This window comes from Hominilimicola fabiformis (assembly GCF_020687385.1).
In the GTDB taxonomy this organism is placed as follows: domain Bacteria; phylum Bacillota; class Clostridia; order UBA1381; family UBA1381; genus Hominilimicola; species Hominilimicola fabiformis.
Genome location: NZ_JAJEQM010000004.1, coordinates 171812 through 192507 on the forward strand (window position 1 = coordinate 171812; position 20696 = coordinate 192507).

The window sequence follows — 20696 nt, forward strand, 5'->3', positions numbered from 1 at the left end:
GAAGTGTTTAAACATTGGGAATTTTGCTCTCGGCAGACGGAAGAACAAGATATACGTTGAAGTCAGAGGTAGATGCATATAAAAAAGTAGGTTGGTATACCGAACCGTATACTCCGCCGAAAACTAATAGTAGCTCAAGCGGAAGTTCAAGCGGCGGCTCAAGTGGCAGCTTATCATCAAGCGGCGTTGTACGCGGTTCAACAGTATATGTAACCCCATCTGGAAAGAAATATCATTACAGCGCAAGCTGTGCCGGTAAAAATGCAAGAGCAACCACTCTGTCAGCAGCACAAGCCAGCGGCAAAGGCCCTTGCTCAAAATGTGCAAGATAGTTATGCAATTATCTATGGATTATAAATCAATGAAGTCAATATAAAATGTGAAATGAGGTTGAATTTATGAATATTTCTAAAATAGACATTAATAATTTTAGATTACTAAAACAAACAAGTATAAATTGTGAAAAAGAACTTTCTCTTATCATAGGCAAAAACAATTGTGGAAAAACATCTCTATTATCCGCATTAAGTAAATGCATTGGTAGTAAATCAGAAGTAGGTAAGTTTAATTATTTTGATTTCAGTATGGCTTTTCAGAATAGATTATATGATGTGATTGATGGAAAAAATGATTTTTCAGAAGATGAATTGAAGGGTATTCAAATAGATATATACATAGAATATGGAAATGAAGATGATTTAACTAATATAAGTGAACTTTTTTTGGATTTGGATCCGGATAATAAAACAGTAGTACTTAGATTTTGTTATTTTCTTAAAGATATTGAAAAATTAAGGGATGATTTTAATGCATATAGGAACTCACGAAAAAATCTTTCTAATGAAAAGGCATTTACAAAATTCATGGATAAAAAACATAAAATATATTTTGAATTTAAGCGATACAGTGTACTATATAATCACTTAAAAGGCGAGGTTGATAATGATATTTATAAATTTATAGATAATAAAGATATTGATATTTCAAAAATAATTGCATTTAGTTATGTCGGGGCAAGAAGAAATGTTTCCAATACTGAAGATGAAGAATTGTCGACTTTAGCTGGTATGTATTATGAAAGAACTAAAGATATGGAAAGTAATAATACAAGAATATCAGGGGAATTTGAAGATGCATTAGATAAAACCGATGAGGAATTTAGTGGAATATATGTGAATGTATTTCAACAGTTAACTGAAAGAATATCAGAATTTGGTGGTATGAGAAAAAATGAAACTGTATTAAAGGTTATTTCTCGAATTAAAGAGATGAATTTGTTAAGAAATAACACTACGGTTGTTTACGGTAATCAAAATGGTACGCTGCCGGAAAATTATAATGGCTTAGGATTTTTAAATTTGTTTAGTATTATTATGAATATTGAGATAAAACTATGTGATTTTCGAAAGGAATCTAAGAAGGATGAGTCACCGGCAGACATTAATCTTCTATTTATAGAAGAACCTGAAGCACATACACATCCACAAATGCAATATATATTTATTAAAAATATAAAAAAATTATTAGAAGAAGGTAGAAAAATAAATAAAAGTGAGAAGAAGATAAATTTGCAAACATTTATGACTACTCATTCTTCGCATATAGTTGCAGAATGCGATTTTGATGATATTAAGTATTTTTTTAAAACTAATGAGGGAGATAATGTTATATCTAAGAATTTAAGCGATTTGGAAATAATGTATCAAAAAGAAAAGGGTTCAAAGAATAATCATTTTAAATTCTTGAAACAGTATTTGACATTAAACCGTGCAGAAGTTTTTTTTGCTGACAAAATAGTACTAATTGAGGGAGATACAGAACGAATACTTCTTCCGGCAATGATAAAAAAGTTAGACCAAGAAAATGAATATGATATTCCACTTTCTTCTCAAAACATTTCTATTATAGAAGTTGGAAACTACGCAGAGATATATGCAGAATTTATTCAGTTTATAGGAATTAAAACTCTTATAATTACTGATATTGATACTGAATGTTATCAAACAAATAAAGATAATAAACCAACTCTTCAAGCGAGTCGAGTTAATGATGGTACACATACAAGTAATCCGGCTATAAAATATTATTTGAAAAAAAGACTTGAAATTGATAGCCAAAATACAAAAAATAAAACTGAAATGGAAGACCAAAAGGCTAGCGAAAAATACATACTTACAAATCTAACTCTTACTGATAAGATAATAACCGGCATATATGATGACAATGGCAATTTATCGTGGGAATCTGATGAGAACGGAAATGTTTTAATTGTGTATCAAATAAAAGAATATAATAAAGATGGGAAAGAATATAATGCACGAAGCTTTGAAGACGCATTTTTTCATTTGAATAGAAATTTATTTACTGAACGTGGCAAAAAGACTAAGAAAGAAAATATTACGCAGTGTAACTCAGACTTTCAAGGTTTGAAAAATGTTAAAAAAATATTCAATAAATCAGTAGATAGTTATGATTTGGCAAAGGATTGTGTTAATAAAAAAACATCATTTGCAATGGACATTTTGTTAAATAGTGAAAGTGTGGATGGAAAAGATTTTGCTAATTGGGAAATACCAAGTTACATAAAGGAGGGGTTGGAATGGCTTCAAAAGTAACAGAAGACGAGGTTTCAGAAATATTTAAACTTATAGATGATAAGAAAAATTTTGTACTAAATGGTGGTGCCGGAAGCGGAAAAACTTATTCATTGGTTTCGATTATTAATGAAATTTATTCTCAAAATCCATTATCGAAAATAGCGTGTATTACATACACAAATGCAGCAGTTCATGAAATTGAAAACAGAGTTGCTAATAAAAAACTTAAAATTGCAACTATACATGATTTTTTGTGGGAAAATATATATTCTTATCAGAAAGAATTGAAAGAAACTCTTGTTGAAGGAATAAATAAGCAAATTTTTAAAAATATAAAAGTTGAAACTCCATATGATAATAATTTTCAAGATGGAATAAAATACACAGAACATCTTCGTATAGATTATGGCGAAATATCTCATGATGAAATTATTATATTAGCAAATCAAATGTTTGAAAAATATCCGAAATTGTGTAGCATATTGAATAATAAATATGATTTTATATTTGTAGATGAATATCAAGACACATTTTCAGAAGTTGTAAAAATTTTACTTGATTTTTTGCCGAGAGGTGACAATGTAAATAAATGTATAATTGGTTTTTTTGGAGATTCGATGCAGGCCATATATAATAATGGAATAGGCGATTTAAATGAATATATTAAATTAAAAAAAGTTACTGAAATAGTAAAAAAACAAAATCGAAGAAATCCGCAAACAGTAATTGATTTGGCAAATAAAATTCGAACAGATAATCTTAAGCAAGAACCTTCAGAAGATTTTAATGCACCTAATATGGAAAATGGAATTGTAAAGCAAGGCAGCATTAAATTTTTATATGGTGATAATATATCATATGATAATTTAAAAAAAGCCAGTTGTTTTGTCGGATGGGATTTTAATGATTCAAAAGAAACCAAAGAACTCCGATTAACACATAATTTGATAGCGGATACGGCTGGATTTCCGTCATTAATGGAAATCTATGATAAAGATCCTCTTATAAAACTAAAAAATGAATTTTGTAAACATATAAAAGAAAATAATATTTCTATTGACGAAGATAAAAGCTTTGGTGATGTTGTCAATGAAGTTGAATGGACTTTTTCTGATAAAGTGAAGGTGGTTGAGAATCGTGGGAAATCAAAATTTGAAGTTTTCATTAAAGAACCAGAGAATAAAAAATTGTATGACTTGGTTAAAAATATGAAATTTATTGATGTAAAAAAAATATATTTTGATAAAGATAATCTCATTTCCGATAAGAAAGCAATAGATGAAACTTCTTCAACGCAATCAAAAAGGGATAAATTAATTCGTCATTTGTTTAAAATACAATCATTAGTTAAAATGTATAAAGAAAAAAAATATAATGATTTTTTGAGAAGAACATCTTTCAGAATTACATCAATTAAAGATAAGGAAAAAATACACGATAAGATTTCTGAGCTGTCAAGTATGGAAAATAAAACGATTGGTGATGTAATATCATATGCTGACAAAAGCGATCTGTGTATATTAGATGATACAATAAATGACTTTATAAAAAGTAATCAATATTTATATAGCCGTGTATCTGAAGTGAAATATATTGAATTTATAAGTTTATATAATTATTTGGAAGGTTTTTCTCCATTATCTACCCAACATAAAATTAAAGGAGAAGAGTTTAAAAATGTTTTAATAATATTAGATAATGGAAAATGGAATAGTTATAATTTCAAATATTTATTAGATCCACAAAATAAAAACTGTAAGCAAGACGTATTATTGAGAACTCAAAAATTATTTTACGTATGCTGTACTAGAGCAATGGATAATTTGGTTGTGTATTGTGACAAACCTACTGATGCAATGTTGAAAACAGCAAAATCATGGTTTGGTGAAGATAATTGTCAAGAAATTTATAATGTAATATGATAAATTGATTTTAAATAAACAAGAAGTTTTGTCATGTAAAGCTTCTTGTTTATTTAATTTATGAATTGTAATATATTTAAATATAGTGTAAATAATTCTTTTAAACACAAATCGAGAATTTGAACGTTATTTATTTGGAACATAGTGGCAGCCTATAGAATGAATAATTTTTAGAAATAACATTATATCAAACTTTATTTTTTTGTTTTATGTTGAAATAAATTGTGATATATGGTATAATCATGAAAAATAATTGGAAGTAAGGTGATTAATTATCGAAAAGCCACTTTTATCTGTAGAAGATTTAATTAAAAAAATGAAAAAGAAGGGAATTACTTTTAATTATTGTTCAGAGAGTGAGGCAAAAGAATTTTTAAAGAAAAATAATAATTATTTTCGGGTATCTGCGTATAGAAAAATGTATGATCACTATCCATCAGGAGAAAATAAAGGGAAATACAGAGATTTGGATTTTCAATATTTAAGAGAATTATCAACTATTGATATGCATTTAAGATTTTTAATAATAAAAATGTGTTTAGATATAGAACATTATTTGAAAATTGATTTGTTAGCAAAAGCAGAATCGGTAAATGATGATGGATATGAGAGTATAGATAAGTTTTTTTCAGATTCAAAGTATCAATATATAAAAAAGAACATATATTATAAAAGAAACGCTACTTACTGTGGAGATTTGATTAATTATTGTTTTGAATTTGATGATGACAATGAAACAATATCAAATTATAGTAAATGTAGATTGTGGGATTTCTTAGAATGTATTACATTTGGTGATTTTTTGAAGTTTTATGAGTATTACCATAAAGAACATAATATTGAGAACAAATATGAAAAATTAATACCAAGTATAAAAAGTTTAAGAAACGCTTGTGCACATAATAATTGTATATTATCACAATTAAGAAAAAGTGATTGTATGCCTAACAAGCAAATATCGAATTTTATATCAGGAATATATGGTATTAGTCCGAGTGTAAGAAGACTACGATTAAAGAGTAGAGTAATTTATGAAATAGTATGTCTCATATATGTATATAAAGAACTGACTCCGGAAACAATAAAAAAACATAGATTTAGAGAATTGAATAGTTTTGTTAATGGACGTATGGTGAAAAATAAACAATATTTTGAAAATCAACAAATCATAAAAAGTTCTTATAGCTTTTTTAAGAAAATTATTGACAATATTTAAAATCTATGTTATAATGGTTAGCGATAACAAAAGAAATAGTTGTACTATTTTTTGTAAAGGGAGGACTATGGTCTTCCCTTAGTTTTTTTTGAATGATTTATAGGGGGTGTAATATCACCCTTTTTTTTATTCATATAAACTAAATAATATTGAATTTGTATTATTTATAATTAGGTAGTGGAAGATGTCAATATTGCTAAAGAGATCTATAACACAGGCAACAAATGAAATACAAAAAATCAAAACTGCGATATAATTACTGAAAAAAGTAACATATCGCAGTTTTTTTATTTTGGCTTTTCCGAAGTTATAAATATATAGTATATATGTGAATAGTCACAGACTAAATAAATTGAAAAGGAGGATTGAGATGTTTAGTGGGAAAAGATTTGTTACAAGCGGGATTGCGGAGAAAGTACCGCTATTGTTACAAGTGATAATGTGGAATATGATTGACACCATGGACGAGCCAAAGGACTATTTACAAGTATTCGACTTATTGGAGGAAAACGGAAAACAGAAGATTGTTCATTCACAGGAACAACCGGAATATGAAAAGGAGTATCTGTTTGAAACAGGTACTCCTTTTTTGTGTGCAAAGATTTTTGTCATAGACGATGTGACACATTCAACAATGCTATTTAATTATGAATATTAACGGAGGAAAAGAAAATGAGTGAAGAAAATAAAAATGTACGATGCGATTTATGCGGAGAAGAAGTAAGTTCTCAAAATGCAATAAGATTTGACGGAACGATATTATGTACCGACTGTTTTAATCAACGAGTGACGGAGTGCAGCCATTGCGGCAGAAGTATATGGCGTGACGATTCGAGGAACGGCGAGTATTGCCAAGATTGCTATGACAATCTATACGAAACTTGTACCGAATGTGGTGATGACGTTTGCCGAGATGATGTATGTTATCACAATGATGAACCGTACTGCCAAAACTGTTATGACGAAATAAACGATTCCATAATACACGATTATTACTACAAACCGGATCCGATATTTTACGGCAAGGGACAACCGCATTACGGCATAGAGCTTGAAATAGATGAAGGCGGTGAATATGACGATAATGCCGAGAGAATTTTGAATATAGGCAATCGAATTAATGAGCATATTTATTGCAAGCATGACGGCTCGCTTGATGAAGGTTTTGAAATTGTAAGTCATCCTGCGACTTTGGAATATCATACCAAAACAATACTTTGGAAAAAGATTTTAGACGAAGCACTTGAAATGGGATATTACAGTCACAACAGCGGAACGTGCGGATTGCATGTGCATATAAACAGAGCCGCACTCGGCGAAAGTGTAGAGGAGCAGGAAAACACTATTGCAAGAATTGTGTATTTCTTCGAGAAGTTTTGGGATAAGATATTGAGATTTTCTCGCCGTACCGAAACTCAAGCTGACAGATGGGCGTCAAGATACGGTTGCAGTATGGATAATCCTAAAGAAAGTTTAAAAGGTGCAAAAACATCTGGACTTGGTAGATACACGGCAGTTAATCTTACAAACACCTTTACTGTTGAACTAAGAATATTCAGAGGTACGTTAAGGTACAAAACATTTATGGCTACATTGCAGTTTGTGGATTTGCTTTGTGAAATGGCGATAAATCTGACGGATGAGGAATTTCAGACAATGACATGGAAAGAGTTTGCGGAAACAGTATCAGCAGATAAAGCAGAATTAAAGGAATACTTGAAGATAAGAGGATTGGAGGAGTAAGATATGTGTGGATTGTATGGTGTGTTATCATATGGAAATAAGGTAAAAGACATGGCAGAAATAACGGAAGCACTTGCCGTTGAAAGTGCGGTCAGAGGTACAGACGCAACCGGAATTGCATATAACAAGAACGGTAAACTTATTGTATTTAAGAAAAGTAAGAGTGCATATGAAATGACATTTAGTGTCCCTAAAAATACAGTTGCAGTAATGGGGCATACTCGTCATGCTACACAAGGGACACTAAATTTTAACGGTAATAATCACCCGTTTAAAGGTATGTGTGGCGACGAAGAATTTGCACTTGCACATAACGGCATAATTTGCAATGACAAAAAATTAAGACGTGAACTTAGATTGCCGTCAACAATTATTGATACCGACAGCTATATTGCAGTGCAGTTGATTGAATCGCAAAAGAAACTTGATTTTAAGAGCCTTAAATATATGGCTGAAGAAGTTGAGGGTAGTTTCTCGTTTTCGGTGCTTGATTCAAATGATAATCTTTACATAGTCAAAGGCGACAGTCCAATATCAATATTGCATTTCAAGAAAAGACAAGTATATGTGTATGCATCAACAATATCGATACTTTGGAAAGCACTTGTTGATACAGAATTGTTTCGCGACTTGAAATGTGGAGATTATGAAGATATTGAAATACAAGACGGTGAAATACTTAAAATATCAAGTAAAGGCAAGATACAGAAAACTAAGTTTGACTTTGACGAATACGGAAGTTGCGGTTACGATTGGCGAAAGGGGTTTGAATATTCAAATGCCAACGAGTATGTAGACGACATAAAGAGCGTCGCACAGTATTACGGGTATGACAGCGATGAAATCGACTGTTTGCTAAATAACGGCTTTACGCCGGAGGAGGTGGAGGAAATGTTGTACGCAGATGATTTCTTGGAAGTGTAACACCAAACAACAAGTATATTGAACAGCTGCTTTTCGGCTTGGTCGAAATATGTATAACAACGCTGCTCAATTACTACAACGACAAAAGAAAAGAGGGATAATTTTATTCCTCTTTTCCGTCGTCAAATTCAAGATTATCAAGAGCAAATTTAATAGCTTTGTTAATAAGTTCGTTTCTGCTGCGACCACTTTTTAAAACTAACTCTTCAAGTCGGTCGTGTGATTCTTTTTCGATTCTTACTGTAACAGTAACAGAACTTTCTGTTTTAGGAGTTACAACAAATTTTTTTTGATTAAGCATAGTCAGTCACCTCAATATTATTATATACTTTAACGCTAAACTTATTAAAGAGGACAAAAAGCAATAAAAAATAATTGCAATAGTATTGCAATTTGTGATTTGATGTGTTATAATCGAAATAACAAAAATAGACATTATTTTTAATGAAAATATAATTCTGTTTTAGTATGATAAATAGAAGATTAAAATTAATAATTAATAAAGGAGGAGTTAATATGGGATTGTTTTCGGAATTATTTTCTAATATAGTATCTGACATTCTTATAAATTCGTATATATCAGCGATTAATTATGAGGAAGATGAGAATAGCTTTGATGAGAATAACATCAATGAAGATTTTGGTTTAAGTGAAGAGGATACAAAGTATTTTCAACAACGTATGCTAAAAGGTATGGAAAATATAAGAAAGACTCAAGAAATGCGACGTGATCAGTTAGAATATGCTATGAAAAAAATAGATGATGGAGATGTGGAAACTGGTTTGGCTGAAATTCGTGATTTATCAAGGCAAAACTATGGACTGGCACAATATGCTTTGGGCTATTTTTATTTGAATGGAAAATATGTAGAAAAAGATTATTTTTATGCATTGTATTTTTTAACACAAGCAGATAAGAAAAATGTGCTTTGTGCAACGGAATTGTTAGCAAATTGCTTTGAAAATGGAATTGGAGTTGCAGCTAATCCTGAGAGAGCAAAAATATTGAGGAAAAAAATAAAAGAATTGGAAGAACTAAATAATCAAATATGATCATATAAGGAGGAGGAAAAATCATGAAAATTTTTACAGGCGGCGGACTTATTGGTTGGTTAGCTAAAGCAAGAGAAGAAAAAATTATGGATGAATATAGAAAGGCTTGTGCACGTGAATGGGTTGACAGTTTTAATAGACCTAGAAGCTTTGGTGGTGGGTCGCATGGTTGGGAATGTCAGTTCTGTGGAAAAAGATTGAAATCTTATAGTGGTGAAAGAACTGAACGTCCAAGTGTAAAATTGGCAGGAGGATGCAAAAATTCACCATATGGTATGCATTCATGGATTGAATTTTAATATAACTGACAAATGACCGTATATAAAAGTACGGTCATTTACTTTTTTATTTGTAACAGAGGAGAAAATTATATGCAAAAATCATTTTTGTCTGAAATAAAAGAAATACCGCACACCTATACAAAAATAAATTTTGACACAAGTAAGATTAAAAATATAGATAATATATATGAGGCTTACGAAATTCCACGCAGTGAAAAAATTGTTGCATTTATTAAAAGTTCAATAATCTTAGCACCATTATCGTTAGGTGGTAACATTATTACGGACTGTGCTATTTATCACCATCCGAGTCATGATGATTGGGCAGAAGTAAATAGGGTACCGTTTTCGGAGTTATGTCGTTATGTTATATTGCAAAAAAATGATATGGCAGAAGTGGTAATGGTAAATTCCGAGGAAGCAAGAATTATGAGGGGAGATACTGTTTTCGGTGTCAATAAAGCAGGAATTGAACTTATTGATTTTATGAAAAAGATGCAGTCAATTCTCATAAGAAAATATACTTGGGCAAAAGAACAGAATGACAATGAATATTATGAAATTGTATTAGTGTCTGCACAAGGGATAAAATGTGGAGATTTGCCCGAAGAATTAGATGCAGCTTTAAATGAACTTCAAAAAAATAAAAGATTGAAGAAAAAAATAATATTTTTAAGAGCAGAGGAAAAATTCAGAATGTCAAATCAAGCTGAATTTAAGACATTTGTTTCTAATATAGAAGATACTGCTATTCGGAATATGGTTGAGAATAATATACAGACATATATAAAATCATTTATCAGTGATTTATCAAATGTTGAAGTGGAAATGAATTTAGAGTATTTACAAAAAGTACATGATAATATTCTAAATCAAAATGCATTATCAAAGGATTACAATTTGATTCTTGCATACATAAATATAAGGTTAAGAAATGATGAAATGTATGAAGATAATATTTTAAAGGACTTTGATATAGGAACAAGACGTAATCTTGATTTTTTCAAAGGAAAGTATTACAATGCTCAAATGAAACTTGTGTATGAGGATATTGAAGAAGGTATTACACCGCCTGAGGAATGTTGGGATTGGACAGACAGCATTGGCTTAACACCTTTACATTATGCAATTATTTTAAATCAAACGGATGTAATTGTAGATTTTTTAAGAGATAAATTATGGACGATAAGTGATGATACGGATAGATTGTATGATTATAGTACGGTAGCTTTTTATTTATCTGTGAGTTACAGACAAGACATTTGTTTACTGACAACAGAAACCTTGATAAAAAAGAAAAAATATGTTGACGAATTAAAGAAAGAGTGTGAAGATAAAAGAAATCAAGCAAAATCAATCGTGGACTACACCAACAAGTTACAAAGAGAACTTAGAATTGCTTATGAAGAAAGAGATTATGGGGCAGTACAAAATTTAAGAGTCAATATTGAAACTTTGACTGAACAGTCTAAAAATTTAAGAGAAGAAATAAAGGATTTGCAGATAGAATATAATGAATTAGAATTTGAAATAAAAGATGAATTGAACGATAAGATTAACAGTGTAGATTTGTATATTCGAGAGTTGGAAAAAAGTGATGATGAATTTGTTAGCTTAATATTAGCTGTTTTTAAGAACAACGAATTGTTATACCATATACTTAGTGACAGCACGAATGATGTATTGCTATATATTTATCAATCTTTTTTGTTTGTCGTACCGAATGATATAAGATTAAATTTAATGTACTATGATAATCCGTTTGGAGAAGTAAAGAAAAATAAGCAAACTAAATCTGAGTATAAATATTCTAAAAGGAATACCAAAAGCAATAGTAATAATACAAACAGATATACTTGTACATTAAATGTGGACAGACCTTATGGCAGTAGTTGGTTTTCTCCTCAAGCACATAGTGATGAAAATATATTGAATGCAGAGTATCGAAAACTTGCAAAACAATATCATCCTGACTTGTGTAAACAAAATGATGCAAAGGAAATATTTCAAGAAATTACAAATGAAAAAAATAATATATTAAATAATATAGGATAACTATGAACACTGAAAGTTAATACTTTCGGTGTTTTTTTATTGGAGGCGAAGTTATGAAGAATTACAAATTTGGATATGCGAGAGTATCAACTGAGGAGCAGGTACTTGACAGACAGATTGATATGTTATCGGAGTATGGTGTTAATCAGATATACAGTGAGAAGATGACTGGCACAAAACGTAATCGTCCGGAGCTTGAGAAAATGCTTGACAGATTATCGGAGGGAGATACTGTTGTGATAGAATCACTTTCAAGGTTAGGTCGTTCGACAAAAGATTTGATTGAACTTATGGAGTTATTCAATAAGAAGAAAGTCAATCTTGTTTCACTTAAAGAAAACATAGACACAACTACGGCAACCGGTAAGCTATTGTTTACATTAATAAGTGCTATAAGTCAATTTGAGCGTGACTGTATTGCAGACAGAACAAGAGAAGGACTTTCCGCCGCTCGTGCGAGAGGGCGAAAAGGCGGCAGACCGCCGATAAGCAGTGAATTGATTGACAAGGCAAAAAGACTGTACGATACAAAAGAATATACCATGTCCGAAATTGAAGAACTTACCGGAGTAAAACGTGCTACTTTATACCGGCATTTGAAAAAGTAAAAATGGGTATGATATTTTCATAAAGGTAGGTTTTTGAGATATTGATTTTGAGATGAGTTTTGATACGGAATTAAAGGTTTTGAGATGGATTTATGATACAATTTCAAAATGTTTCAAAAACGATGGTTTTATATATGACTATTAATCAAGTCATTAATCAACAAAATGATTGATGATTTGATTTTTGATTGATGGAATGATATAATCAAATCAAGAGGTGAGAGCATTGACAAACAACCGTCGTTTGAAATAAATAAATGTATCATGGCAGATGTAATAGAGATTGCGGAGCTTGTAGGCAGAGCAAGTGTTACAGATAAAATATCGATGAATTCTACACCGCAACAAACAGAATACAAACCAATATATTCATCACTTGCGATAGAACAAAATACTCTTGATATCTATTTTTGTCGGATAAATATATACGATAACAAAAGAAAGGTGTATAAATATGAATTTAGAAGAAGTTTTTCCGAGGGCATCTATAGAAGAAAAGGAATATACAATTGAAAAGATAGAAAGATTGTTGGGGGATAATAATGAGGTATTGTTAAATTATGATAATGGTGATTACCTAGATGATATAGAACATATTTTCGAAATTATAAAAAATACTGTATCAATAGTATTAAAAATAGCAATGAGACCATTTATGTTTAAACATAAAGTTAAAAGCGTCAAAGAATTATTAGATTTGTATCATTATGATTTTAAAATATTAGAAATCATAACATTATTTAAAACACTTGACGATATGAAAGATCAATTTACACAAACATCTGTATACAGCATCATAAATAATTATGAACAACAGTATCAAAGGAATAGCGATGTGAAAATTGATGCAAAAGAAAAACGTATAAAAAAATTACATAAAGAAAATAAAAGTCGTAATGATGAACATCTTAAATATTTTGGTTATTCAAATGAAATGGAAATGAAAGAAAAGGTGAAAGATATTGATTATTATAATTTTCTTTTAGATAATAAAAAAATAGGGAATTTTTTGTATTATGATACAAAAGCGATTAATAAAGATATGATAGAGACTTTTATTAAAGGTTATGATGAAATAGAAAAAGAGGCAGATATTAATAGATTTAAATTAGACTTTTTTCTGGAGAGAGATTCCAAGATAAATATTATGGCTGCTTGGGCATTTGCTATTGCTAATTTAAAAAATGTAGATGAAACTGTAATAAGTAGCAGAAAAAACGATGTGAAAAAATTGCATTGTTATAATCCTTTAAAAAATGAACTTGATATTTTATATTATTCACACCAAATTGAAGATAAAGCGTGCAAAGATGTTTATCAAGTCTTTTTTGATGTAAAAGGTAGAACTATTGAAACTGGACTTTATATTGGCGAAGACATAAATAAAGTAATATCTAACCCACTATTAAATATACTCAAGTTGAATGATATAGTTTTTGGACTTGAAAAAATTTGCAAATTATGGGGGTTAGGGTTTGAAAAAATAAACGAAACAATACAATGGATAAATGAATTAGATGTAATTTCAGAATACACAAAATGCTGTGTATCAATTATCTTTGCAAATATGTTTATAAATAACAAATTTAATATAAATGCGAAATATAAAAAAAGAGAATGCAACTATTTGAACAGAGAAATTTCTGAGTATATAGATGAGATTATGTATAGTAATAGCTCTTGCGAATATTTTGATAAATCTTTTGGATATATGAAAGATGGAGAATATCATATGATAAAAAGAATGCAGAACTATCGATCTGTGATAAAATACCTAAATAGGATATATGTAAATAAGTGATTATTTGTATAGTTTTAAATAAAATGCATTTTTATACCCTTAAAAATGAAGTGTTTCAATGATATTATAATGGCAGGATATGAGTCCTGCCATTTTCATTTGTTGAAAATAAGGTCAATTATCCTTATATTAAATATTTAAGGAGGCAGTTAAAATGCAAGATGAAAAACTAAATAATAATCAAAATGTTATGACAGATAAAAATGGACGTTACATTATTAAATCGTCATTGGAGAGGCAAAGTGAGTTTGGAAAAGACAAAGTCACTATGGATGAAACAACTAAATCAAAGAAAACTGTAACAAATTTGGCAGACTGTGCAATTAAGAAGAACGACAAGCATGACGGGTTACAACGTGACGCTGACGGCAGAATAATCATAAAGTCATCCGGGGCAATCAGAGAGGATGTTAAGTCGAATCAAAAAGATGCAATTTCAGAATCCACTAAGCAGTTGTTCGAACTGTTGGGCGATTTTGAGAAATCAGAAAAATCACATTCCGAGAAGTCAAAAACTAAACACAAAAGCTCCAAACGCTTTAAAGACAAATCATTAAAACGTAGGAAAATTAAGCAAATTGCACGCAAGGTTGAAATGTTGAAAGAGGAGGCTTTAAAGGGTGCCAGTCCGAACGTTTCATCAATTATAAGTGAACTATTTAGCGCGAGTAATTTTATTGCAAGCTGTCAAGATGAAATATACTATTACGACAAGGCACATGGGTGCTTTGTAAAACGTGTAGCATCATATGTTAAGCGTGATCTGATGAATCAATTTTCTAATGACGAAAGGCTTGTTGTTTCGGCTGATAATGTAAATAAAGCCTACAAACATCTGCTGTTGAACCCTGATATTCAACGAGACTTAACGCAAATGATAAATTTGCCGCTGATTAATTGTGAGAACGGTGTATACAACTTGGAAACGGGTGAGCTTGAAAAACACTCTCCGCAGTTTGGATTTACATCATACATTCAAGCAAAATATGATAAAAACGCTAAAGGCAAAGTATTCAAGCGATTTTTAAAAGATATTACAGCAGGTAATAAAGATAGCATTCAATTCTTGCAGGAAGTGATCGGCTACCTACTTTCAACATACGTTTGGGCGAAAAAGGCATTTATCTTCTATGGTGTACCGAATTCAGGAAAATCTGTACTTCTAAATGTAATAGGTAAAATTATTGGAAAGGAAAATGTGAGCAATGTCGCTTTACAACAATTATCAGATTCATGCCATGTTGCACAATTAAAGGACGCAACAGTGAATATCGCATCAGATTTACCGCAAGCACCTATTAAGGATATCGGAGTTTTTAAGAGTGTTGTATCAAGCTTGGATGTCATAGAGACCAAGGAATTGTACAAAAATCCAACCAGTCAGCCATGTTATTGCAAGCTTGCATTTGGAACAAATCAATTTGTACCTCTTAATCGACTTGATGCCAACAATGCTGCAGCATTTTTTGAACGACTTATTATTGTTCCGTTCACAAAATCAATTCCGGAAGGACAAAGAAATTTAAACATTGCCGAAGAACTTTTCGAAGAACGTGATTATATTTTAACGTGGGCAATCAAAGGTTTAAAACGTTTGGTTGAAAACAACTTTGTATTTAGTTTGACTAAAGAGTCGAAAGCTGTTTTGTTATTGTATAAATCACGTTATTGCCCAGAACAAGTGTTTTTTGAAAAATATCTTGAATTTAAGGAAGATTCACTTATATCAAGAGTAGAAGTGCAAAAGCGTTATGAGGAATTCGCATACAAAAGGAACGTAAACGTTAAGTCGCATGACATACTGAACTATATAACGTTGAACTATTCACAGGTCAAGTTAGAACGTAAACGAATTAACGGTTCTAAAAATCCGATTGCTGCTTATGAAGGTTTAGCTTTTACAAAGTAAAACTTGTGCCGCTGTGCCGAAATTTTTCACAAAAGTTTTTTATAATATATCTATATTATATCATATTTTAAAAAATTTTTCAAGTTTTTTCGGCACACCGGCACATATAACATGGAATTTAATTCATACCATTTTATAGGAGGTGATACTATGCACATTAAAATCAGACCGCCAAAGAGTAAGCAAATACTTGAATCAGAATTATTGAAGATACTTTCGAGGAAGCCGATTAAACGCAGATAATATACATAATAAAAGTGGAAGGGAGGTGCGGTATAATGAGAATGGCGGCATATTGTCGTGTCAGCACAGAGAAAGAGGAACAACTATCTTCTCTTGAAAATCAGCGAGAATTTTTCGAGCAGTACGCTGACAAAGAGGGCGATACGTTGGTGAAAATATACGCTGACGAGGGTATCAGCGGCAAAAGCATGAACAAGCGTGAAGCATTTACTCAACTTTTGGAAGATTCCAAAATAGGAGCATTTGACTATGTTGCAGTAAAAGACATAAGCCGATTTGCCCGTAACACATCTGATTTCTTATACGGTATCCGCACCTTGCGTTCCAACGGTGTTGATGTCAGATTTTTGTCGAATAATCAGACGGTTATAGGTGAAAGTGAATTTGTATTGACGGTGTTTGCCGCACTTGCACAAGAGGAAAGTTCGAACTTGTCGAAGCGTGTAATTTTCGGCAAACGTCAAAATGCCAAAAAAGGTCGTGTCCCGAATGTGGTTTACGGCTACAACAAAATAGATACATATACACTTGAAATTAATGAGCAGGAAAGCTATATTGTACAGTTAATGTTCAAGTGGTATATAGAGGGGGAAGGCACGAGGCGGATAGCAATTAAGTTAAACGAAATGGCTATCCCGACAAAAAAGCAAGCTAAATGGGTTCCTAAAACCATACGCAGGATTTTGCAAAATCCGATATATATAGGTAAGATTATAAATAATAAAAGCGTCACAAAGGATTTTCTTTCGGGAACAAGAGAAGCAATTCCGCAGGAGGAATGGTACATACATGAACGCCCTGAACTTAGAATAATCAGCGATGATGATTTTGAGCTTGTTCAGCAGAAAATTAAAGAAAGACAAGAGCAATATAAAAATGATAATCCCGGTAACAGATTCTCAAACCGACACTTGTTTTCAAATTTGATTAAATGTGGTGAGTGCGGCAAAAGCTTTACCGCAAAGGTGTATCAATGGAAAAATCGTTATGTGAGATACCGTTGTTGTGTGCATAACAATAACGGTAATGCTCATTGTACAAACAGTGTTACTGTTGATGAGCAGGAACTGCTTAATGAAGTCAAATCCTATCTGCTTACGGCAATAGAAGATAAAAAAGCGTTTGCGGATAAGCTGATGAAACAATATCAAGCACAAACAACAAATGTTGATGTGTCAAAATTGACTGATACAAGACAGTCACTTGAAAAACGTCGGAGTAAATTTAAAGAAATGTTTGCTGCGGATATTATCACAATGGACGAACTCAAAAAAGAAATGTCCGCTATTGATGAGGGTATGCGAAGTATTGATGAGGAATTAAAAGCGTATGATGAAATTCAGAAAAAAGCCACGCACATTGATGATATTCATAAAGATATTGAACAAATTCTCATGCAGAACGAATATACAAACGACGATATGCGGCGGATAATTGAAAAGATAGTTGTGTATCCTGATAAGTCGGTGGAGATATTTATGAAGTAAAATATAACGTTGATAAAGGTAAAAAATTGTGTTATACTTAAATTATACAATACGGGAGGCGAGAATATGTTACTGACAAACGGTAAAAAAAGAATACCAATAGGCTATGAAGATTTCAAACAGCTTATAGACAGCGGCTTTTATTATGTTGATAAGTCAATGCTTATCTATGAACTTCTGCATAGCGGCGGACAGAATAACTTAATAACTCGCCCAAGACGTTTTGGAAAAACACTGAATTTTAGTATGCTTAAATATTTCTTTGATATAAATGAAAAAGATAATGCTTATCTTTTTGACGGACTGAAAATATCGGAGCATTATGAAGAATTGGCTATGTACAGAAATACTCACCCTGTTATTACGTTGTCTTTGAAGTGTGCGAAGCAAGGTGATTACGACAAGGCGATTTACAGTCTACGACATGAAATTCAATACCAATTCAAAAAATACAGCGATGTATTGAAAAGTGAAAAAATAGATGTGAACGACAGAAAAAGAGCAGAAGAAATAATGGCAAAGGATGTGCCGGATACTGTTTTAGGTGATTCAATAAAGCTTTTGTGCTTATGTCTAAAACAGTATTACGGTGTAAATACGATTATTCTTATTGATGAATATGATGTCCCGCTTGAGGACGCATATTTTTCGGGATATTATGATAAAATGGTTCAATTTATTCGTTCATTGTTTGAATCGGCTTTGAAAACAAATCCTGCATTGGAATTTTCTGTGATGACAGGTTGTCTTAGAATATCAAAAGAAAGTATTTTTACCGGACTTAATAATCTTGCGGTAAATTCAATACTTTCAAATAAATATTCCGAAAGTTTCGGATTTGTGCAATCTGAAGTAGACGAATTGATGGAATATTATAATATAGAAGAAAAATCACAACTCATGAAAAAATGGTATGACGGATATTTGTTCGGAAAATCCGAAGTATATAATCCATGGAGCGTACTTAACCAAACAAAAGAGTGGTTTGATGATAAAGATATATTGGCAATGCCATGGTGGGCGAATACAAGTTCAAATAATATTATCAGAACATTAATTGGTCAAGCAGATGATGAAACAAAGGGTATTATTGAAAATTTAATTCATGGCGGAAGCGTAGAAACTGTATTAAAAGAAACAGTAACGTACGGTGATTTGACTGAAAATAATGAAAATATATGGAGCTTTCTGTTCTTTACCGGCTATCTTAAAATCAAAGAGATAGTCAAAACAGGTGAATTGACGGGCGAGCCTACAATCTATTCACTTGTCATTCCTAATCTTGAAATAAAAAGCTGTTATACAGATATAATAATTCAATATTTTGAAATATATAAAAAGGCAATTAATAAAGATAATTTGTATAAAGCTTTGCTCGGACGTAATGCACAAGACTTTTCGGAGCAAATAACTGATTTGTTGAGAAAAACTATAAGCTTTTATGACAGTACGGAATCATTTTATCATGGCTTAATATCAGGATTGCTGTCGGGTAATGTGTACTATAAGGTAGAATCGAATCGTGAAACCGGTGACGGACGCAGCGATTTGGTTTTGTATCAACAAGATGTGGCACAAAATGCAGTGATTTTAGAATTTAAAGTGTGCGGTAAAAATGAAACAGCAGATGAAGCCGCAAAACGTGCTCTAAAGCAAATCAATGACCGTGACTATGCGTCAAAAGCAAGGGAAGATGGCTACAAGAATATTATCAAATACGGAGTGGCATTTAAAGGTAAAATGTGCTATGCGATTGTAGAATCATAATAGGATGATTTTATGATTAAGGAGGAATTCTATTTGGCAAAGGAAAAAGACGAAATAACCGTTCATTCAAGTGCGGCGGAGTATCTGACTTATGTTGCATCTGTAGGAGACCAAGCTGATAGCATTGAGATGCGTTACGAGAATGAGAATATATGGTTGACACAGAAAATGATGGCAACATTATATGATATAGATGTTCGCACAATAAACTATCATATAAAAAAGATTTTTAGTGATAGTGAATTGCAGGAGAATTCAGTTATCCAAAAATTTCGGATAACTGCTGCAGACGGAAAAACTTATAATACAAATCACTACTCATTAGAGATGATTATAGCAGTAGGATTTAAGGTTAATTCTGAACGTGCCGTACAGTTTAGAAAATGGGTTAATCAAATAGCAAAAGATTACACTATCAAAGGTTGGGTTATGGATGATGAAAGGTTAAAGCGTGGAACATATCTAACAGAAAAGTATTTTGATGAACAGTTAGAACGTATTCGTGAAATACGAGCAAGCGAAAGAAAGTTTTATCAGAAAATCACTGACCTTTATGCAACGGCGATAGATTATGATAGAAATTCGGCAACAACCAAGAGGTTTTATGCAACAGTTCAGAATAAAATGCATTATGCCGTTCATGGACATACAGCGGCTGAATTGATTGTAGAAAGGGCAGACCATACAAAAGAGCATATGGGATTAACTACATGGGCAGATTCACCGAATGGAAAGATTAAGAAAAGCGATGTTATAATTGCCAAGAATTATTTGAGTCAAGATGAGATGAGGCAATTAAATCGTATGGTTACGGCATACTTAGATTTTGCAGAAAGTATGACATTAAGACATATTCCGCTGACAATGCAAGATTGGGAGAAACGTCTTAATAGTTTCGTTGAGATGTTTGAATATGGAATTTTAAAGGACGCAGGTAAAGTGTCTGCTGAGATTGCAAAGCTTCATGCAGAAACTGAATTTGAAAAGTATAGAATCATTCAAGATAGATTGTTCATGTCGGATTATGATAAATATTTATTGGAATTAGAGGAAAATGCAAAGAAGTAGTTTCACGATTTTGAGATAAAAT

General features: G+C 31.5%; 18 protein-coding genes. 17 read left to right on the forward strand and 1 reads right to left on the reverse strand.

Going from position 1 to position 20696, the window contains the following annotated elements; translation table 11 throughout:
• Positions 1-14: 14 nt before the first annotated feature.
• The 7 genes from LKE05_RS04270 to LKE05_RS04300 all read left to right on the forward strand — a co-directional run bounded on the left by LKE05_RS04270 (position 15) and on the right by LKE05_RS04300 (position 8402).
• Complete coding sequence (locus tag LKE05_RS04270) at positions 15-332, forward strand: hypothetical protein (RefSeq protein ID WP_308456038.1); 318 nt, start codon at positions 15-17, stop codon at positions 330-332.
• A 66-nt stretch (positions 333-398) separates the two neighbouring features.
• Positions 399-2615 carry an ATP-dependent nuclease gene (locus LKE05_RS04275; protein WP_308456039.1) on the forward strand — a complete coding sequence of 739 codons (2217 nt, stop codon included), beginning with the start codon at positions 399-401 and terminating at the stop codon, positions 2613-2615.
• On the forward strand, positions 2600-4519 hold the full coding sequence (locus LKE05_RS04280; protein ID WP_308456040.1) for a UvrD-helicase domain-containing protein: 1920 nt from the start codon (positions 2600-2602) through the stop codon (positions 4517-4519). The genes LKE05_RS04275 and LKE05_RS04280 overlap by 16 nt, the downstream gene beginning before the upstream one ends.
• A gap of 316 nt (positions 4520-4835) precedes the next feature.
• Positions 4836-5735: an Abi family protein gene (locus tag LKE05_RS04285; RefSeq protein WP_308456041.1), complete on the forward strand. Its 900-nt coding sequence runs from the start codon at positions 4836-4838 to the stop codon at positions 5733-5735.
• A gap of 370 nt (positions 5736-6105) precedes the next feature.
• Positions 6106-6393, forward strand: a complete 288-nt coding sequence (locus tag LKE05_RS04290) for a DUF960 domain-containing protein (protein WP_308456042.1) — start codon at positions 6106-6108, stop codon at positions 6391-6393.
• Positions 6394-6407: 14 nt separating this feature from the next.
• A complete protein-coding gene (locus tag LKE05_RS04295; protein ID WP_308456043.1) occupies positions 6408-7478 on the forward strand; it encodes an amidoligase family protein in 1071 nt (356 codons plus the stop codon).
• 3 nt (positions 7479-7481) lie between these two features.
• On the forward strand, positions 7482-8402 hold the full coding sequence (locus tag LKE05_RS04300) for a class II glutamine amidotransferase (protein WP_308456044.1): 921 nt from the start codon (positions 7482-7484) through the stop codon (positions 8400-8402).
• A gap of 103 nt (positions 8403-8505) precedes the next feature.
• Here the strand turns inward: LKE05_RS04300 and LKE05_RS04305 are convergent, their stop codons facing one another.
• Positions 8506-8703: a ribbon-helix-helix protein, CopG family gene (locus LKE05_RS04305; protein ID WP_022231133.1), complete on the reverse strand. Its 198-nt coding sequence runs from the start codon at positions 8701-8703 to the stop codon at positions 8506-8508.
• A gap of 215 nt (positions 8704-8918) precedes the next feature.
• Between LKE05_RS04305 and LKE05_RS04310 the strand changes: the two genes are divergently transcribed.
• The 10 genes from LKE05_RS04310 to LKE05_RS04355 all read left to right on the forward strand — a co-directional run bounded on the left by LKE05_RS04310 (position 8919) and on the right by LKE05_RS04355 (position 20674).
• Positions 8919-9455, forward strand: coding sequence for a tetratricopeptide repeat protein (locus LKE05_RS04310; protein WP_308456045.1), 537 nt, complete (start codon positions 8919-8921; stop codon positions 9453-9455).
• 23 nt (positions 9456-9478) lie between these two features.
• On the forward strand, positions 9479-9754 hold the full coding sequence (locus LKE05_RS04315; RefSeq protein WP_308456046.1) for a hypothetical protein: 276 nt from the start codon (positions 9479-9481) through the stop codon (positions 9752-9754).
• Between the two features lie 72 nt (positions 9755-9826).
• Positions 9827-11791 (forward strand): DnaJ domain-containing protein, encoded by a 1965-nt coding sequence (locus LKE05_RS04320; protein ID WP_308456047.1) that lies wholly within the window; start codon positions 9827-9829, stop codon positions 11789-11791.
• A gap of 53 nt (positions 11792-11844) precedes the next feature.
• Complete coding sequence (locus LKE05_RS04325; RefSeq protein WP_117968769.1) at positions 11845-12399, forward strand: recombinase family protein; 555 nt, start codon at positions 11845-11847, stop codon at positions 12397-12399.
• Between the two features lie 264 nt (positions 12400-12663).
• Positions 12664-12912, forward strand: coding sequence for a hypothetical protein (locus tag LKE05_RS04330; protein ID WP_308456048.1), 249 nt, complete (start codon positions 12664-12666; stop codon positions 12910-12912).
• Complete coding sequence (locus LKE05_RS04335; RefSeq protein ID WP_308456049.1) at positions 12854-14200, forward strand: hypothetical protein; 1347 nt, start codon at positions 12854-12856, stop codon at positions 14198-14200. Before LKE05_RS04330 ends, LKE05_RS04335 begins: the two co-directional genes overlap by 59 nt.
• Positions 14201-14354: 154 nt before the next feature.
• On the forward strand, positions 14355-16109 hold the full coding sequence (locus LKE05_RS04340) for a phage/plasmid primase, P4 family (protein ID WP_308456050.1): 1755 nt from the start codon (positions 14355-14357) through the stop codon (positions 16107-16109).
• A 278-nt stretch (positions 16110-16387) separates the two neighbouring features.
• Positions 16388-17839 carry a recombinase family protein gene (locus tag LKE05_RS04345; protein ID WP_308456051.1) on the forward strand — a complete coding sequence of 484 codons (1452 nt, stop codon included), beginning with the start codon at positions 16388-16390 and terminating at the stop codon, positions 17837-17839.
• A 66-nt stretch (positions 17840-17905) separates the two neighbouring features.
• Complete coding sequence (locus LKE05_RS04350; RefSeq protein WP_308456052.1) at positions 17906-19606, forward strand: AAA family ATPase; 1701 nt, start codon at positions 17906-17908, stop codon at positions 19604-19606.
• A 33-nt stretch (positions 19607-19639) separates the two neighbouring features.
• Entirely contained in the window at positions 19640-20674 is a 1035-nt protein-coding gene (locus LKE05_RS04355) for a virulence RhuM family protein (RefSeq protein ID WP_308456053.1), read from the forward strand.
• Positions 20675-20696 lie beyond the last annotated feature (22 nt).

Coding starts and splice junctions, on each gene's coding strand:
- LKE05_RS04275 (WP_308456039.1), top strand. CDS start 399: ATGAATATTTCTAAAATAGACATTAATAATTTTAGATTACTAAAACAA.
- LKE05_RS04280 (WP_308456040.1), top strand. CDS start 2,600: ATGGCTTCAAAAGTAACAGAAGACGAGGTTTCAGAAATATTTAAACTT.
- LKE05_RS04285 (WP_308456041.1), top strand. CDS start 4,836: ATGAAAAAGAAGGGAATTACTTTTAATTATTGTTCAGAGAGTGAGGCA.
- LKE05_RS04290 (WP_308456042.1), top strand. CDS start 6,106: ATGTTTAGTGGGAAAAGATTTGTTACAAGCGGGATTGCGGAGAAAGTA.
- LKE05_RS04295 (WP_308456043.1), top strand. CDS start 6,408: ATGAGTGAAGAAAATAAAAATGTACGATGCGATTTATGCGGAGAAGAA.
- LKE05_RS04300 (WP_308456044.1), top strand. CDS start 7,482: ATGTGTGGATTGTATGGTGTGTTATCATATGGAAATAAGGTAAAAGAC.
- LKE05_RS04305 (WP_022231133.1), bottom strand. CDS start 8,703: ATGCTTAATCAAAAAAAATTTGTTGTAACTCCTAAAACAGAAAGTTCT.
- LKE05_RS04310 (WP_308456045.1), top strand. CDS start 8,919: ATGGGATTGTTTTCGGAATTATTTTCTAATATAGTATCTGACATTCTT.
- LKE05_RS04315 (WP_308456046.1), top strand. CDS start 9,479: ATGAAAATTTTTACAGGCGGCGGACTTATTGGTTGGTTAGCTAAAGCA.
- LKE05_RS04320 (WP_308456047.1), top strand. CDS start 9,827: ATGCAAAAATCATTTTTGTCTGAAATAAAAGAAATACCGCACACCTAT.
- LKE05_RS04325 (WP_117968769.1), top strand. CDS start 11,845: ATGAAGAATTACAAATTTGGATATGCGAGAGTATCAACTGAGGAGCAG.
- LKE05_RS04330 (WP_308456048.1), top strand. CDS start 12,664: ATGGCAGATGTAATAGAGATTGCGGAGCTTGTAGGCAGAGCAAGTGTT.
- LKE05_RS04335 (WP_308456049.1), top strand. CDS start 12,854: ATGAATTTAGAAGAAGTTTTTCCGAGGGCATCTATAGAAGAAAAGGAA.
- LKE05_RS04340 (WP_308456050.1), top strand. CDS start 14,355: ATGCAAGATGAAAAACTAAATAATAATCAAAATGTTATGACAGATAAA.
- LKE05_RS04345 (WP_308456051.1), top strand. CDS start 16,388: ATGAGAATGGCGGCATATTGTCGTGTCAGCACAGAGAAAGAGGAACAA.
- LKE05_RS04350 (WP_308456052.1), top strand. CDS start 17,906: ATGTTACTGACAAACGGTAAAAAAAGAATACCAATAGGCTATGAAGAT.